Annotated in this window: 15 protein-coding genes; 6 read left to right on the top strand and 9 right to left on the bottom strand. The window is 69.7% G+C overall.

From position 1 onward, the window contains the following. Window positions 1-57: 57 nt before the first annotated feature. Genes ASE16_RS00310 through ASE16_RS00295 form a run of 4 tightly spaced genes read left to right on the top strand, consistent with a single transcriptional unit; the run spans window position 58 to window position 4,652 of the window. Complete coding sequence (locus ASE16_RS00310; protein ID WP_082581103.1) at window positions 58-1,251, top strand: carbohydrate ABC transporter permease; 1,194 nt, start codon at window positions 58-60, stop codon at window positions 1,249-1,251. Then, window positions 1,248-2,174, top strand: a complete 927-nt coding sequence (locus tag ASE16_RS00305) for a carbohydrate ABC transporter permease (RefSeq protein WP_055889103.1) — start codon at window positions 1,248-1,250, stop codon at window positions 2,172-2,174. The genes ASE16_RS00310 and ASE16_RS00305 overlap by 4 nt, the downstream gene beginning before the upstream one ends. A 2-nt stretch (window positions 2,175-2,176) precedes the next feature. After that, window positions 2,177-3,625, top strand: a complete 1,449-nt coding sequence (locus ASE16_RS00300; RefSeq protein ID WP_055889100.1) for a GH1 family beta-glucosidase — start codon at window positions 2,177-2,179, stop codon at window positions 3,623-3,625. A 4-nt stretch (window positions 3,626-3,629) separates the two neighbouring features. Beyond that, window positions 3,630-4,652: a LacI family DNA-binding transcriptional regulator gene (locus tag ASE16_RS00295; protein WP_055889097.1), complete on the top strand. Its 1,023-nt coding sequence runs from the start codon at window positions 3,630-3,632 to the stop codon at window positions 4,650-4,652. 55 nt (window positions 4,653-4,707) lie between these two features. On the opposite strand, the gene ASE16_RS00290 is transcribed toward ASE16_RS00295, so the two are convergent. Together ASE16_RS00290 and ASE16_RS00285 are read right to left on the bottom strand one after the other, a co-directional pair. Next, entirely contained in the window at window positions 4,708-5,535 is an 828-nt protein-coding gene (locus ASE16_RS00290) for a phosphatase PAP2 family protein (protein ID WP_055889094.1), read from the bottom strand. 110 nt (window positions 5,536-5,645) lie between these two features. Beyond that, on the bottom strand, window positions 5,646-6,584 hold the full coding sequence (locus ASE16_RS00285) for a DNA-methyltransferase (protein ID WP_082581102.1): 939 nt from the start codon (window positions 6,582-6,584) through the stop codon (window positions 5,646-5,648). A gap of 53 nt (window positions 6,585-6,637) precedes the next feature. On the opposite strand from ASE16_RS00285, the gene ASE16_RS00280 reads away from it, so the two are divergent. Further along, on the top strand, window positions 6,638-6,922 hold the full coding sequence (locus ASE16_RS00280; RefSeq protein WP_055889091.1) for a GNAT family N-acetyltransferase: 285 nt from the start codon (window positions 6,638-6,640) through the stop codon (window positions 6,920-6,922). On the opposite strand, the gene ASE16_RS00275 is transcribed toward ASE16_RS00280, so the two are convergent. The 7 genes from ASE16_RS00275 to ASE16_RS00245 form a co-directional block, all read right to left on the bottom strand. After that, window positions 6,882-7,196: a hypothetical protein gene (locus ASE16_RS00275; protein ID WP_082581101.1), complete on the bottom strand. Its 315-nt coding sequence runs from the start codon at window positions 7,194-7,196 to the stop codon at window positions 6,882-6,884. The two genes, ASE16_RS00280 and ASE16_RS00275, sit on opposite strands and share 41 nt — an antisense overlap. A gap of 5 nt (window positions 7,197-7,201) precedes the next feature. Continuing rightward, window positions 7,202-8,044 (bottom strand): heme ABC transporter ATP-binding protein, encoded by an 843-nt coding sequence (locus tag ASE16_RS00270; RefSeq protein WP_055889086.1) that lies wholly within the window; start codon window positions 8,042-8,044, stop codon window positions 7,202-7,204. Beyond that, on the bottom strand, window positions 8,041-9,153 hold the full coding sequence (locus tag ASE16_RS00265; RefSeq protein ID WP_082581236.1) for a FecCD family ABC transporter permease: 1,113 nt from the start codon (window positions 9,151-9,153) through the stop codon (window positions 8,041-8,043). The genes ASE16_RS00270 and ASE16_RS00265 overlap by 4 nt, the downstream gene beginning before the upstream one ends. 44 nt (window positions 9,154-9,197) lie before the next feature. Next, the gene (locus ASE16_RS00260; RefSeq protein ID WP_235500102.1) at window positions 9,198-10,361 is read right to left on the bottom strand and encodes a heme/hemin ABC transporter substrate-binding protein; all 1,164 of its coding nucleotides are present in this window, start codon (window positions 10,359-10,361) and stop codon (window positions 9,198-9,200) included. Further along, window positions 10,358-12,577 carry an HtaA domain-containing protein gene (locus ASE16_RS00255; RefSeq protein WP_055889083.1) on the bottom strand — a complete coding sequence of 740 codons (2,220 nt, stop codon included), beginning with the start codon at window positions 12,575-12,577 and terminating at the stop codon, window positions 10,358-10,360. Before ASE16_RS00255 ends, ASE16_RS00260 begins: the two co-directional genes overlap by 4 nt. 197 nt (window positions 12,578-12,774) lie before the next feature. Further along, window positions 12,775-13,824 (bottom strand): biotin/lipoate A/B protein ligase family protein, encoded by a 1,050-nt coding sequence (locus tag ASE16_RS00250; protein WP_055889080.1) that lies wholly within the window; start codon window positions 13,822-13,824, stop codon window positions 12,775-12,777. A 42-nt stretch (window positions 13,825-13,866) separates the two neighbouring features. Then, complete coding sequence (locus tag ASE16_RS00245) at window positions 13,867-14,715, bottom strand: alpha/beta fold hydrolase (protein WP_055889078.1); 849 nt, start codon at window positions 14,713-14,715, stop codon at window positions 13,867-13,869. A 72-nt stretch (window positions 14,716-14,787) separates the two neighbouring features. Here ASE16_RS00245 and ASE16_RS00240 point away from each other — a divergent pair, with 72 nt between their 5' ends. After that, the gene (locus tag ASE16_RS00240) at window positions 14,788-15,219 is read left to right on the top strand and encodes a MarR family winged helix-turn-helix transcriptional regulator (protein ID WP_055889075.1); all 432 of its coding nucleotides are present in this window, start codon (window positions 14,788-14,790) and stop codon (window positions 15,217-15,219) included. Window positions 15,220-15,222: the final 3 nt, after the last annotated feature.

Here is a 15,222-nt window from a genome sequence, read left to right as displayed (position 1 = left end):
CCGATCGGGCCCCTGCCGCGCAGGCGGCGGGGGCCCGCACCTGGGGAGAACCAGCGCATGACCTCCGTGACAACACCGCCGGCCGCGACAGACGGCACGAACAGGCGCGACAGCAAGACCAGCGGCAACAAGACCAGCGGCAGCCAACCCGGCGGCAGCGACCGCCGCCGCCAGGCTCGGGATGCGCGCCGCGCCCTGACCTTCGGCCAGAAGGTGAGCCGCTTCGACGTCAAGGCGTCCCCCTACCTCTACATCGCGCCGTTCTTCATCCTGTTCGGCCTGGTCGGGCTGTTCCCGCTCGTCTACACGTTCGTCGTGTCGCTGAACAAGTGGAACCTCCTCACCGGCCCAGGCGAGTGGGTCGGCTTCGGCAACTACATCGCCGAGCTGAATGACCCGTTTTTCTGGAACTCGCTGTTCAACACCATCAGCATCTTCCTGCTGTCCGCCATCCCGCAGCTGATCGGCGCCGTGCTGATCGCCGCGATCCTCGACCAGAACATCCGGGCCAAGACCTTCTGGCGGATGAGCGTCCTCATCCCGTACGTGGTCACTCCGGTCGCAGTCACCCTCATCTTCTCCAGCGCGTTCGACGAGAAGTACGGCCTGATCAACAACCTGCTGCAGTCCGTGCACCTCTCGCCGATCAACTGGAAGACCGAGACCTTCCCCGCCCACGTCGCCATCGCCTCGATGGTCAACTGGCGCTGGACCGGCTACAACGCTCTCATCCTCCTGGCCGCCATGCAGGCGGTCCCGCGCGACATCCACGAGTCCGCCGCCCTCGACGGCGCCGGCGCGTTCCGCCGCTTCTTCTCGATCACGCTGCCGAGCATCCGGCCCACGATGATCTTCGTCATCATCACGGCCACCATCGGCGGACTGCAGATCTTCACGGAGCCCAAGCTGTTCAACCCGTCGAGCGCCGTGCCAGGAGGGCCGCAGCGGCAGTACCAGACCACCGTGCTCTACCTCTGGGACATGGCGTTCAACCGGCAGAACTTCGGCAAGGCGTCCGCCATCGCCTGGCTGCTGTTCATCATCATCGTGCTGTTCGGGGTGCTGAACTTCCTCATCTCGCGGCGCATCGCATCCACCGAGTCCCGGATGCACGCCAAGCGCACCAAACGTCGGCTGGCCGCCCAGCGCGCCACGGCAGGGGCGGGTGACGCGGGCAGCGGTTACGGAGACGACTCGGCCACCGAGGGCGACCTCGCCCTGGTCGCCGCCAGCGAGGAGAAGAGATCATGACCGCCACCGTCGACCGCGACAGCTCCGCGGAGCAGCGCCCGCCCAGGGCGACCGCAGCGAAGGCGCCCGGCCCCAAGCCCCGTTCGAACAAGCGCCGTGCACTCGGCATCGACCGTCGTCCCGGCTTCCTGACATACGGTCTGCTGATCGTCGTCTTCATCGGCGGCGTCTACCCGCTCTGGTGGTCGGTCGTCGCCGGCTCCAGCCCGAGCAGCGTGCTGACCTCCACCTATCCTCCGCTGCTGCCAGGCGGCCAGTTCTGGACGAACGTCGCGCAGGTGCTCGACACCGTGCCGTTCTGGCTGGCGCTCGGGAACTCGCTCATCGTCTCGAGCATCATCACGATCTCGGTCGTCGGGTTCTCGACGCTCGCCGGGTACGCGTTCGCGAAGCTGAAGTTCCGTGGCCGCGAGGGCCTGATGGTGTTCGTCATCGCGACCCTCGCCGTGCCGACCCAGCTCGGCATCATCCCGCTGTTCATGGTCATGAAGCAGTTCGGCTGGACGGGCACCCTTGGCGCGGTCATCATCCCGACCCTGGTGACCGCGTTCGGTGTGTTCTTCATGCGGCAGTACCTGGTCGACGTGATCCCCGAGGAGCTGATCGAGGCGGCCCGTGTCGACGGCGCCAACATGATCCGCACCTTCTGGCACGTCGGCGTCCCCGCTGCGCGGCCCGCCATGGCGATCCTCGGCCTGTTCACCTTCATGACCGCGTGGACCGACTACCTCTGGCCGCTGCTCGTCGTGCCGCAGAACCCCACCCTGCAGGTGGCGCTGAGCCAGCTCCAGTCGGCCAAATACGTCGACTACTCGATCGTGCTCGCCGGCGCCGTGATGGCCACGATCCCTCTGCTCATCCTCTTCGTGCTCGCTGGCAAGCAGCTGGTCTCCGGCATCATGGCCGGCGCCGTGAAAGGCTAAGAATGACGTTCCAGACCAGCGACTGGCCTGACGGTTTCCTCTGGGGGTCTGCGACCGCCGCTGCCCAGATCGAGGGTGCGGCTCACGAGGACGGCAAAGAGGACTCCATCTGGGACCACTTCGCGCGCATCCCGAACGCGGTCGCCGGCGGAGACACCCCGGAGGTGGCCGTCGACCACTACCACCGGATGCCGGCCGACGTCGCCCTGATGAAGGAGCTCGGCCTGCAGTCGTACCGGTTCTCGATCTCGTGGGCGCGCGTGAAGCCGGGCGACCGCTTCGTGAACCAGGCAGGCCTCGACTTCTACAGCCGCCTGGTGGACGAGCTGCTGGATGCGGACATCCTGCCGTGGCTGACGCTCTACCACTGGGATCTCCCGCAGGCGCTCGAGGACGCGGGCGGCTGGGCCAACCGCGACACCGCATACCGTTTCCGCGATTACGCTGCGGCGGTGTACGACGCGCTCGGCGACAGGGTGAGCCACTGGACGACGTTCAATGAGCCGCTCTGCTCCTCGCTGATCGCGTACGCGGCCGGCGAGCACGCCCCCGGCAGGCGGGAACCGCGCGCCGCTCTGGCCGCACTGCACCACCAGCACCTCGCGCACGGGCTCGCGACGCAGACCCTGCGCGAGAAGGCCGGCGCCGCTGCTCTCCGCGTCGGCATCACGCTCAACCTCACGAATGCCGTTCCGAACGACCAGGCGGATGCGGCCGACCGCGAGGCGGCGCGCAGGATCGACGGCCTCTGGAACCGGATGTTCCTGGAGCCGCTGCTGCTCGGCAGCTACCCGGCCGACGTCCTCGACGATCTCCGCGAGCACCGCTTCGACGAGCTCGTCCAGGACGGCGACCTGGCCACCATCGCCCAGCCCATCGACTTCCTCGGCGTGAACCACTACCACGACGACAACGTCTCCGCGCATCCACTGCCGGTGGATGCTGCGCCCGGCCTCACCCCGACCGACCGGCCGAAGTCGTCGCCGTTCGTCGGCAGCGAGTACGTGACGTTCCCGTCGCGCCACCTGCCGCAGACCGCGATGGGCTGGGAGGTCAACCCGGACGGCCTGCGCACCCTGCTGGTGCGGCTCGGCCGCGAGTACCCGACGCTTCCTCCGCTGTACATCACGGAGAACGGCGCAGCGTACGACGACACCCTCGACCCGGACGGCCGCATCCGCGACACCGAGCGAGAGGCGTACATCCTCTCCCACGTGGATGCGGTGCGCGCGGCCATCGCGGAGGGTGCGGACGTGCGCGGATACTTCGTCTGGTCCTTCCTCGACAACTTCGAGTGGGCGTGGGGCTACGAGAAGCGGTTCGGAATCGTGCGGGTGGACTACGAGACGCAGGAGCGTACCGTGAAGGACTCCGGCCACGCGTTCGCCAGGCTGATCGCGGAGACCAGGGGGCGCGTCGGCTCTAGCATGGGTCTTGCGGTAGAAAGGTGACCCGATGACCTCGGAGCAGGTGGACGGCCGGCCCGTGCCCACCCTCGAAGCGGTGGCGGCGCGCGCCGGTGTCTCGCGCGCGACCGTTTCCCGTGTGGTGAACGGCTCGACCAAGGTCACGCCCGAGGTCACGGAGGCGGTCACCAAGGCCATCGCCGATCTCAACTACGTGCCCAACAGGGCCGCCCGCTCCCTCGCCTCCCGCCGCACGCAGGTGATCGCCCTGGTCGTGCCGGAGTCGACGGCCAAGGTCTTCGCCGACCCGTTCTTCGCATCCATCGTCCAGGGCGTCGCTCTGCACCTGGCGGACACCGAGTACACGCTCAACATGGTTATCTCATCGGAGCTCAACCCGGACAAGACGCGGCGCTACCTGATGGGCGGAAACGTGGACGGCGCACTCGTCGTCTCCCACCACTCCGGCGACCACTCGTACGCCCAGCTCGGCTCGACGCTCCCGATCGTCTACGGCGGTCGCCCGGTGAGCGAGACGGAGCACAACGCCTCCTTCGTCGACGTGGACAACGTGGCGGGCGCGGTGGGCGCGACGGAGCACCTCATCGGTCGGGGCCGCCGCAACATCGCCCTCATCACCGGCCCCCAGGACATGCCGGCGGGCGTCGACCGCTACACCGGCTGGCGCCGGGCGATGGATGCGCACGGCCTCGACGCCACGCTCGTCGAGTACGGCGACTTCTCCCCTGTGTCCGGCATGGAGGCGATGCGCCGTCTGCTCGCTCGCGAAGTGCCGATCGACGGACTGTTCGCCGCCAACGACCAGATGGCGGCCGGCGCGTACTCGGCGATCCACGACGCGGGGCTGAGCATCCCGGGCGACATCGCGGTGGTCGGCTACGACGACGACTACTTCGGCCTCACGGCCACGCCCCCGCTGACCACCGTGCACCAGCCCTCGATCGGCCTCGGCGAGACGATGGCGCGGGTGCTCGTGCGCCGCATCGAAGGCGAGCCGGTGGACAGGGTGACGCTGCTGCCGACAGAGCTGGTGGTGCGGCAGAGCAGCTAGGCGCGCGAGCGCAGTCGCTGAGCCGCCATACGTGATCTGCCCAACGTGATCTGCCCTAAGCCAGCGCCCTGAACACCCTGTTGCCCAGCACCGCGAGCACGAATCCGGTCGCCACGATCGCCGCCACTCCCCCTGCGTACGCCACGAACAGGTGCTGCCCCGTGCCGTCCTGCGCGGAGAAGTAGGTCACCAGAAGGGCGACGATCGCCCCGGCGGCGCAGACCACGGCGATCCAGAGCAGCGGCCACAGTTTGGTGCGAACGGGGCGCTCCGCGGTCGGCACGCGCAGCCAGGAGTACAGCAGCCCTGCGATGCAGCCCCAGAACGCGACCACGAGCATCCCGGCCACCACGTCGCTCGGCCGGTGCCACTGCTCCACCAGCGTGGATGCGCCAGCAGCGATCGTGAAGACCGAACCGATCACCGCGGCGAGCGGGCGGAAGCGCGGCGAGGCGACCAGGAAGACGACGAGAGCCGCCGACGCCGCCACGGTGGTGTGGCCGGAGGGCAGGGAGTTGGCGAGGCCGACATCCACGCCCTTCGACGGGCGGCTCAGCACGGTGTATTTGAGGAGCTGGGTGCTGCCGTTGGCGAGGGCGGCCGCCGCGACGGCGACGAAGAAGACCGCCCAATTGCGGCGGAAGGCCACGATCGCGAGCGCGGCGATGCAGCCGAGGATCACCGAGGCGGCCGGAAGGGCGTTGAGGAACGCGTGGGCGAACTCGATCAGGTCGCCCTTCCACACGTCTGCCCCCGCGAACGCCCGCTCGTCGATGACCTGACCCATGTAGCTCTGCACGAAGACGAGGTAGACGAGCGCGAACGTCACCGCTGTGCCCAGCGCGCCCCAGAGGAAGGGCAGGGGGCGGAGCGCGGTTCGCATAGTGCCCCAGCCTCCCACACCGTTCTTGGTGTTCTCCGGACGGCGGCTCCGGGGTGTCTGGAATCCGTCGTACAGCGACTCCGGTTCCGGCAGGTGAATGCGCGTCCCGCCTACGCCTCCACGAACCGAACCGCAGGCTCCGCCGCCGCGAACCGCGCCCGCATCACGCCGATCGCGTCCGGGTTGCTGTCGACCAGCAGGAAGCGGCGGCCGAGGGCCGACGCCACGGCGCCCGTCGTGCCGCTGCCCGCGAAGAAGTCGAGCACCCAGTCCCCCTCGCGGCTCGACGCCTGCACGATGCGGCGCAGGATGCCCTCCGGCTTCTGGGTCGGGTATCCGGTCTTCTCCCTGCCGGTGGGCGACACGATGGTGTGCCACCAGACGTCGGTCGGCAGTTTGCCCAGTTCCGCCTTCTCTGCGGTGACCAGGCCGGGCGCCATGTACGGCTCGCGGTCGACGGCGGAGGAATCGAAGAAGTAGCCTGCGGGGTTCTTCACGTAGACCAGGATCGTGTCGTGCTTGGTGGGCCACTTGTTCTTCGCCTTGGCGCCGTAGTCGTATGCCCAGACGATCTCGTTGAGGAACGACTCCCGGCCGAACAGCGCATCCAGGAGCACCTTGGCGTAGTGGGCCTCCCGGTAGTCGAGGTGCAGGTAGAGCGTCCCGTGGTCGGCGAGGATGCGCCACGCCTCGATCAGACGGGGCTCGAGGAACGACCAGTAGTCGTCGAACCGGTCGTCGTAGCGCAGCAGGTCGCCCTTGATCCGTTCGTAGCTGCGGCCTTTGAACCCGGTGACGCTGCCCGCGCCGCCCGCCGAACGCACCGAGGTGGTGCTCCGCCTGGCCTGCGACCTGCCGGTGTTGAACGGCGGGTCGAGGTAGATGAGAGTGAACGACGCGTCAGGGAGCGCAGCCACGATGTCGAGGTTGTCGGCGTGCACGACGGTGCTCGGCGCATCCGCGTGCCAGGCCGGGACCGCATCCGCACGGGACACATCCGCACGCACCGCATCCGCAGGGGCCGCATCCGCGGTGGAGTCGTCCAGCATTCCCCCATTCTCGCAGTCTGTGCGTCGCGACGCTGCCGGGTTAGCCTGGCGGCATGAGTCTCACTGTGGTGAATCAACCGGAATCGTCCCGCTACGCCCTCCTCAAGGACGGCGAGCAGATCGGCGTCGCCGAGTACGACCTGCGCGACGACGCGATCGTTTTCACGCACACCGTCGTCGACGAGGAGAAGCGCGAGAAGGGGATTGCCTCGACGCTCGTTCAAGAAGCCTTGGACGACGTGCGCGCCAACACCGAGCTGCGCGTGGTCGCGACGTGCCCGTACGTGCGGCACTGGCTCAGGGAGCATCCCGAGTATCAGGACCTGCAGGCCCGCTAGGCGCAACATCGATCCGGATGCGGCCGCCCTCCCAGATGCCCTTGTCGCCGTCGCCGGGCAGCGGGGCTGGGGCCGGAAGCATCGACTGGCGGTCGAGCTCGACCTGCGCCTCGTGACGGGTGGGCGCGAAGACCTCGTCGCCGATGCCGACGATGCTGCTCGACGAGCCACCCGTCTTGCGCGTCTTGTCGGAGAAGTCGATCCAGCCGAGCTTCGACGCGATGACCACGAGCACCACTGCAGCGACGATTCCGCCGACGATCCACCAGTTCACGCGGGTCAGGGTACCCGAACGCGCTGGGAATGTCCCCCTTTCGAGGGTGAACCGGGGCCGGATGCGCGCACGGGCAGCACGAGCAGCGCGCCGGTGACGGGGTGGTCGATGGTCTCCACCGGATGCCCGTAGACCGCGCTGAGGCGTTCGCCGGTGAGCACGTCCCGTGGGCTGCCGTCCGCGACCACGGCGCCATCGGCGAGCAGCACGATCCGGTCGGCGTACGCGGCAGCGAGGTTCAGGTCGTGCAGCACCGCGAGCACAGCGGCCCCGTCCGCGGCGAGGCCGGCGGCGAGCGCGAGCACCTGCTCCTGGTGGCCGATGTCGAGCGCGTCCGTCGGTTCGTCGAGGAGGACGATACTGCAGCGCTGCGCGAGCACGCGGGCGAGCGAGACGCGGGCGAGTTCTCCTCCGGAGAGGGTGGTCACGTCGCGGTCGGCGAGATGGGTGGTGTCCGTCCTGGCGAGGGCCTCGGCGACGATGGCCTCGTCGTCGCCTGCGTCGCCGGCGGTGCTGGCCCACGGCATCCGTCCCATCGCCACCACGTCGCGCACCGGGTAGGAGAACGACACCACCTTCTGCTGCAGCAGCACGCTGCGCAACCGGCCGAGCTCCTGCACCCGGATGCGCGCAACGGGTCGATCGTCGATGGTCACCGTGCCGGAGTCCGGCGTCACGTCCCCCGCCAGCACGGAGAGCGCCGTCGACTTGCCAGCGCCGTTCGGGCCGATCAGGGCGACGAGCTCTCCCGGTCGCACGGCGATGTCCACCTCGGACAGCAGCGTGCGTCCGTCGATGGTGAGGGTGACGCCGCGCAGCTCGGCGACGCCGCGTTGCCCGGCGCTCATGCCGCCCCCTCCTTCGCCGCGATCGTGCGCCGCAACAGCACGAAGAACACCGGGCCGCCGACGAGGGCGGTGAACATCCCGATCGGGAGGTCGGCGAACGGCACGACGGTGCGGGCCGCCAGATCGGCCGCGCTGATCAGCAGCGCGCCGCCGAGCGCGCTGGCCGGGATGAGCGCCGCGTGCGCCGGACCGATCAGCAGGCGCAGCAGGTGCGGGATGATCAGGCCGACGAACGCGATGATGCCCGCGAACGACACGGCTACGGCGGTGAGCAGCGCCACGAGCAGGATCGCGAGCAACCGCACCCGTTCGACGGGAACGCCGAGGTGCCTGGCGCTCCGCTCGCCCAGGGCGAGCGCATCCAGTCGCTTGGCGAGCAGCCACGCGCATCCCACGCCCACGATCAGCAGCGGGAAGGTGACGGCAACGGCCTGCCAGCTGGCGCCATTGAGGGAGCCGAGCTGCCAGAACATGATCTGCTCGCGGCTGGCCGTGTCCGCCTGGAAGACGAGGAACGCGATGACGGCGTTCGCGACGGCGTTGATCGCGATGCCGGTGAGCACCAGCATCAGCACCTGGGTGCGCCCGCGGGCGCGCGACAGCACGTAGACGATGACGGTCGTGAGCACGCCCGTCACGAAGGCGGCGGCGGGGATGCTCGCCGGGCCGAACTGCTGCAGGTCGAAGACGATCACGGCGCACGCCCCCACCGCGCAGCCGGCGGAGACGCCGACCACCGCCGGCTCGGCGAGCGGGTTGGCGAAGACGCCCTGCATCAGGGCGCCGGCGACGCCGAGGGCGGCACCGACGACGATGCCGAGCGCGACGCGGGGGAAGCGGATGTTCCAGAGGGCGCCGTCCGCATAGCTCGCGGCGCCGGTCGCGGCCGGTGCGATGCCGATGCGCCTGCCGATGGACGCGACGATCTCGGCCGGCGAGAGCGCGAACTGCCCCACGGAGGAGGAGACCAGCACGGCGAGCAGGAGCAGCACGACGAGCCCGACGATCACCGGGACGCGGCGGCGGCGTGCACGGGTGACGGCGCTGAGGCGCTGGCGGGGCTTCGCGCGGGACGCAGCCGGCGCGGCACCCTCTGCGCTCACCGTCATCTCCCGACGCTGCGCGTCCGAGCGCGGCTGCGCCTCCGCGCGCGTCACTTCGCGGCCTCCGGCCGGTAAAGCGCGTCGGCGAGCGACAGCAGCACGGCGGGCGTCGTCGGCCCGAACGACATGAGCTGCCCGTCGTTCATGTCCACGATCCTGCGGTGCTGCCCCGCCGCGGTGTCCGCGACCCCCGGCCGCTGGAGCAGCCCATCCACGCCGCCGGTGGAGGCGAGGCCGTCCGTCATCATGAGGAACACATCGGGGTTGGTCGCCAGCAGCGCTTCGCTGTTCGCGGGCTTCGCGCCCGTGATGCCCGCCTCGGTCGCCACATCGACAGCGCCGAGCGCCCCGATGAGGTCGTCGGCGCCCATCCCCTTGCCGAAGAGGAAGAACACACCGGCGCGACCGCGCACATAGAGCAGGGCGGCGCGCAGCCGGTCGTCTCCGGCCGGCGCCATCGCGGCGATCGTCTTCTTGGCCGCCGCGAGGTCGCCCGCGACCCGCTTCGCCAGACGCGCGCCGTCCGCATCGAGGCCCACCGCGTGCGCCACCGTCTCGATCTGCGAGCCGATGGTCGCAATGCTGCGCTCCGAGTCGAAGAACACCACGGTGACTCCGGATGCACGGAGCTGGTCCTGCACATCGCGCGGCCCGAGCGTGGTGTCGGTGAGAACCAGCGTCGGGTGCAGGGCGAGGATCGCCTCGCCGTTCAGCTCGTGGCCGTTCTGCGTCACCAGCGGGAGCTTCTTCATCACGCTCAGCGTGTTCGACGCCCCTCGGCCGACGAGCCGGTCGCCCAGCCCGAGGCCGACGACGGTCTCGGCGAGCGTGCCGTAGACGTCGAGGGCCAGGATGCGGCTGGCGTCGGAGACCGTGACCTTCGTGCCGGACGCATCATCGACGGTCACCGGCAGTTTCGGCTTCGGCGTCTTCGTGATCGGGACGACGTCCGCGACAGGGGCAGCGGTCGACGGACCGGTGATGGTGCGCGGGTCGGCGAGCCCGGCACGAGCATCCGCCGCCGGTGCCGTCGCCGGTGTGGACGGCGCGGGGGTCGATGCCGAGGTCGCGGCCGTCGCGCCGCATCCTGAGAGGGTCGCCACCACCGCGACGACGGCCGCGAGTCGCAGCAGCCGGGCGGAACGGGGCGGCCGCCGACACTCGTGGGCGGAGCCGACGGCCCCGCCCACGAGTGCTTCCGTGCGAGAGGTCACGCCTGTGCCACCGCCTGGCTGGATGCGCGACGCCGGACCGCGACGACAGCCGCGACGCCGACGAGCACCATCAGGCCTCCGAGCAGCGGCCAGCCGCCGGCGTCTCCCCCGCCGGTGGTGGCGAGGGTGGACGCTGTCGCACTGTCACAGGGCACGCTGGCCCCGAGCGGCAGGCTGAACGACACGGGGTCGAGTGCCGTGCCCGCCTCGTAGAAGCCGGCGAACGCGGTGGCGCCCGCCGCGGTGAGGGTGACAGGAGCATCCGTCGCCGTGACCCGCGAGCCGGACGCGCCGCCGCTCAGCGCGACGGAGGCGAACGCGATGCCGGAGTGGTCGCTGGCCGCGCCGCCCATGTCGGTCGAGTGGACGTCGGCGACGATGGTGGCCGTGTTCGGACCCGTCACCTTCACCGCGACGTTGGAGAGCACCAGGTTGAGGACGCCGTTGTGACCGGTGAACGCGACGCTGCCGGGGAAGCGTGCGATGCCCTTGTCGTCAGCCGTGTTGTAGCTGCCGGAGCCGTTGCTCCAGCCGTACTTCCCGTCGGCGTACGTCACGCCGGAGAGGTTCCACGAGCCCTTCGCGATCCCGCCGGAGATGTAGTTGCGGAAGCTCGACTTGAGCCCCCAGCTCAGCGTCGCGTCGCTGATGGAGCGGGCGACGCAGACCGGCTCGGCCGGGGCGACCGGCGTCGCGACGACCACGGGATCCGGAGCGGTCGGGACGGTCACGATCGGAGACGCTGTCACGGTGTGGGTGACCGGTGCGGCCGTCGATGCGGCGAACGCGGACGGATCGGCCGGCGTGAAGGTGGCCGTCAGCGAGCGCGCGCCCTGCTGGAGGGTGGAGATGCGGGTGGTCGCCTTTCCGTCGCGCAGCACGAGGTTGCGTGCGACGACGGTGCTGCCGTCCAGGATGCTCACGGTGCCGTCCGCCTTCGGGGAGACGGTGACCGTCACATCCACCCCGGAGCCCGCGGTCGAGCTGGCAGACGAGGTGGTGATCGAGAGGGTGGTGGCGACAGGGGTCACGGCGGGGACGGCGAACGCGATGGGCGTGTACGTGTCCTGTGTGCGGTCGGCGGAGCCGTGCGCGGCGAAGGTGTAGACGCCGCACTCCTCGGTGGAGCAGTCGACCTGGCGGCCGTTCGAGGTGAAGACCTGGGCGATGCCGGTCAGGGAGCTGGTGAACGCGCCGTCGGCGCCGATGGTGCGCACCCAGGCGACACCCTGGAAGAGCGAGGCGGTGAGGTTCCACGACGGCTCACCTGCTGCCGACTTCGGGCCGACGCCCACGTACACGCCGGGAACGGCGCCGCCCGTCGGGGCGAAGTTCTCACCGGTGACCGTGATGGACGCGCCGGACGGGTCGAGCCCTGTCGCCGGGGAGACGGTGACGGAGGCGGGGGTCGGGGCGCCGACAGCGGTCACCGTGACGGTGACGGCCGGCGAGGTGGACGCAGCGAAGGCGGTGCTGTCCGCCGGGGCGAACGACGCGGTGATCGAGTGCGCGCCGACGGCGAGGCCGCTGGTGCTGAACGTCGCGGTCGAGCCGGAGACCGTTCCCGTGCCGAGCGTTGCCGACCCTTCGCGGAAGGTGACCGTTCCCGCGGCGGCCGGGCTGACCGTCGCCGTGAGGGTGACCGCCGAGCCGTCCGTGACGCTCGCCGGGCTCGTCGCCAGCGCGAGAGCGGTGGTCGCGGGAGGAACGGGCGCATAGACGAGCGGGGTGATCGAGTTCTGGCTGGTGTCGCTCATCCCCTGGCCGTGACCCTTGGACGTGTAGACCGCATACGTCGGGGTGGATGCGCTTGCCGCAGGGACCGTGACGGTCACGGAGAACGTGCCGTCGGCGTTCATCGGCGCCGTGCGGCCGGAGGGACTGGTGCCGTCGACGTTGCCCGGTGCGATCCAGATGGTCTCGCTGGTGATGAGGCTGCTGGCGCCGAGGTAGAAGCCGGGGAGTCCCGTCGGGCCGACACCCAGGTAGATGCCCTGGGTGCTGGGGGTGAAGCCGCTGCCGGTGAGGGTGATCGTGCCGCCGGCGGCGGGGATCTCCTGAGCGGACACGGTCGGGCCTGCCGCGTGCGCCGGGGCGGCGACGGCAGTGACGCCGAGCGTCGCCAGGGCGGTCGCGACCAGCGCCGCGAGCAGACGCGCGCCGCGTCTCTTCGCCGGTGCGTGCGCAGCTGTGGACGGGGAACTCAACGATCTCATGGCGCTCCTGTGAGCGGAGCGACGCACGGTCGTTCCGCTGGATTCTGGACTGGTGTGGTTAGGTAAGGCTCAGCTAACTAAGCTTTGCCTAACCTAACAACACTCTCGCCTCAGACGCAATCGAGCCCAGGCTTTTTCACCGCAATTGCGTTGAACGATGAAGAAGGCTGGGCTCGACGGGATGCGAGGGGCGCGGTCTACGGGACGCGGTAGAGCCACTCCGTGGTGCCGAACTTCTCGGCGACGAGCTTCTCGGCGGCGGCGTACTCCTCCGGCGTGATGTCGCCGGGAGTCGCGCCGTACAGCTGGGTGAAGGTCTGCTTCATGCGGTCGATGATCTCGGCGCGGGTCATGCCGGTCTGGCTGCGCAGCGGGTCGACGCGCTTCGCCGCGCTGGTGATGCCCTTGTCGCTGATCTTCTCGCGGCCGATGCGCAGCACCTCGGTCATCTTCTGACCGTCCATGTCGTAGCTCATGGTCACGTGGTGAAGCACAGCGCCGGAGCCGAGACGCTTCTGCGCGGCGCCGCCGATCTTGCCCTTCGGGCTCGTGATGTCGTTGAGCGGCTGGTAGAACGCGTCGATGCCGAGCGACTTCAGGGCGACGATCGCCCACTCGTCGAGGAAGGCGTAGCTGTCGGCGAAGCTCATCCCCTGCACCAGATCGGCCGGGGCGTAGATCGAGTACGTGACGACCGAGCCGGCCTCCATGAACATCGCGCCGCCGCCGGAGATTCGCCGCACCACGTCGAAGCCGTACTTCTCGGCGTTCTCCGCATCCACTTCGTTCTTCACCGACTGGAAGCTGCCGATGACCACCGCAGGCTCGTCCCACTCCCAGATCCGCAGCGTCGGGCCGCGACGCCCCTCTCCGACCTCGGTGGCGAGCACCTCGTCGAGCGCCATCTGCATCACAGGAGGCACAGCCTTGGAGTGCACGATCTGCCAGTCGTAGTCGCGCCAGCTCGTCGCGCGGGCGAGCGAGCGGCGCACGGCGACGGCGACCGCTTCCGGCGAGAAGCCGAGCAGCGTCGCGCCCTCCGGCAGCGCGCCGCGGACAGCGGCGGCGATGGTCGCGGCATCCGACTCGGCCGGGAGACCGTTCACCGAGCGGTCGATCGCCTCCAGCGCCGTGTCCGGTTCGAGGAAGAAGTCGCCGGCGAGGCGGAAGTTCGCGAGCCTGCCGTCGATCACCTCCAGGTCGACGACGACGAGCTTGCCACCAGGAACCTTGTATTCACCGTGCATGGCTACAGCCTAGATCGCCAGGCGGCTCTCCGGATCGACCGGCTACTCCCGCGACGGGATGCGCGCATCCAGCCAGGCGGTCAGGTCGGCCATGACCTCGGCCTTGTTGGTCTCGTTGTAGATCTCGTGGCGCGCGCCTGGATAGACGATCGTGGTCACGTCGGTGAGCCCCGACCGCTCCCGGTACGCCTTCTCCAGCTTGCGGGCACTGGCCTCTCCGCCGAGCGGGTCGTCCCCTCCCACCTGGATGAGCAGCGGCAGGTCGCGTGCGAACGAGCGGGAGGGACGGCCGAGCAGCCTGGAGGCGTCCGCCAGACCGAACAGCTTCGCGATCGGGGTGAGCGTGGTGAGCGGATCGTCGACGAACGCCTGCGCGACGGCCGGGTCGCGGCTCAGCCACTCTGCGCCCGTCGTGCCGAGATGGGCGTGCCGCTTGTTCAGGTCGCCGCTGTTCATCGAGCCGAGCACCCGGTACGCGGTGCCGGAGAGCACGGCGGCGTCGTAGTCGCTGCTGTGCGTGTTGAGGATCATCTGGCCCATCAGCGACCCCCAGCTGTGACCGAAGAAGACCAGCGGGAGGTCGGGGTTCTCTTCGCGGATGAGCCGCGAGAAGTCGTGCAGCGCATCCACTGTCGCCCGCAGGCCGCCGACCCCGAGCCTGCCGAGCCGGGTGGCGTCCCCTTGCCACTGGGCCATGCCTGTCCGCCCGTGGCCGCGGTGGTCGTCGGCGTACACGGTGAAGCCGTTCGCGTTGAGATGCTCGGCCAGCAGCCGGTAGCGACCAGCGTGCTCGCCGACGCCGTGCGCGACCTGCACCACCGCCCGCGGGGTCTCGACCTGGTACACGTCGTAGGTGATCTCGACGCCGTGAGCATCTTCGTAGCTGGGCACGTCGTCATTCTGGCGCACGCCGGCGGCGAACGGGATTTATTTAGCAAGACTAATTTGTTAGGCTAACGATATATGGCTCAAAGACTCTCCACCCACGACCTCAGCACCGCCGTCCGCATCGCGGTGGCGCGGCTCTCCCGTCGGCTCAGGGCGGAGAAGGCGGACGACGAGCTCAGCGACACCCAGACCTCCACTCTGGCGTTCCTGGTGCGAGAAGGCCCCAGCACCATCGGGCGGCTCAGCGAGCACGAACGCGTCAAGCCGCCGTCGATGAACCGCACGATCAACTGCCTGGAAGAGGCCGGGTACGTTCGCCGCACTCCGGACGCCGACGACGGCCGCAAGGTGGTCGTCGTGCCGACCGAGCAGGGCCTCGCCCTCGTCGCCGAGACCAGGAGACGGCGCGACGCCTGGCTGCACAAGCGGCTGCGCACCCTCACCCCCGAGCAGCGGGCGACCCTGGTGGATGCGGCGGCCATCCTCCGAGAGCTGGCCGACTCGTGAGTG

Source organism: Leifsonia sp. Root227, from assembly GCF_001428745.1.
GTDB lineage: Bacteria > Actinomycetota > Actinomycetes > Actinomycetales > Microbacteriaceae > Leifsonia.
The sequence above is the reverse complement of the archived record's forward strand: the minus strand, read 5'-3'. Positions and strand labels throughout refer to the sequence as shown.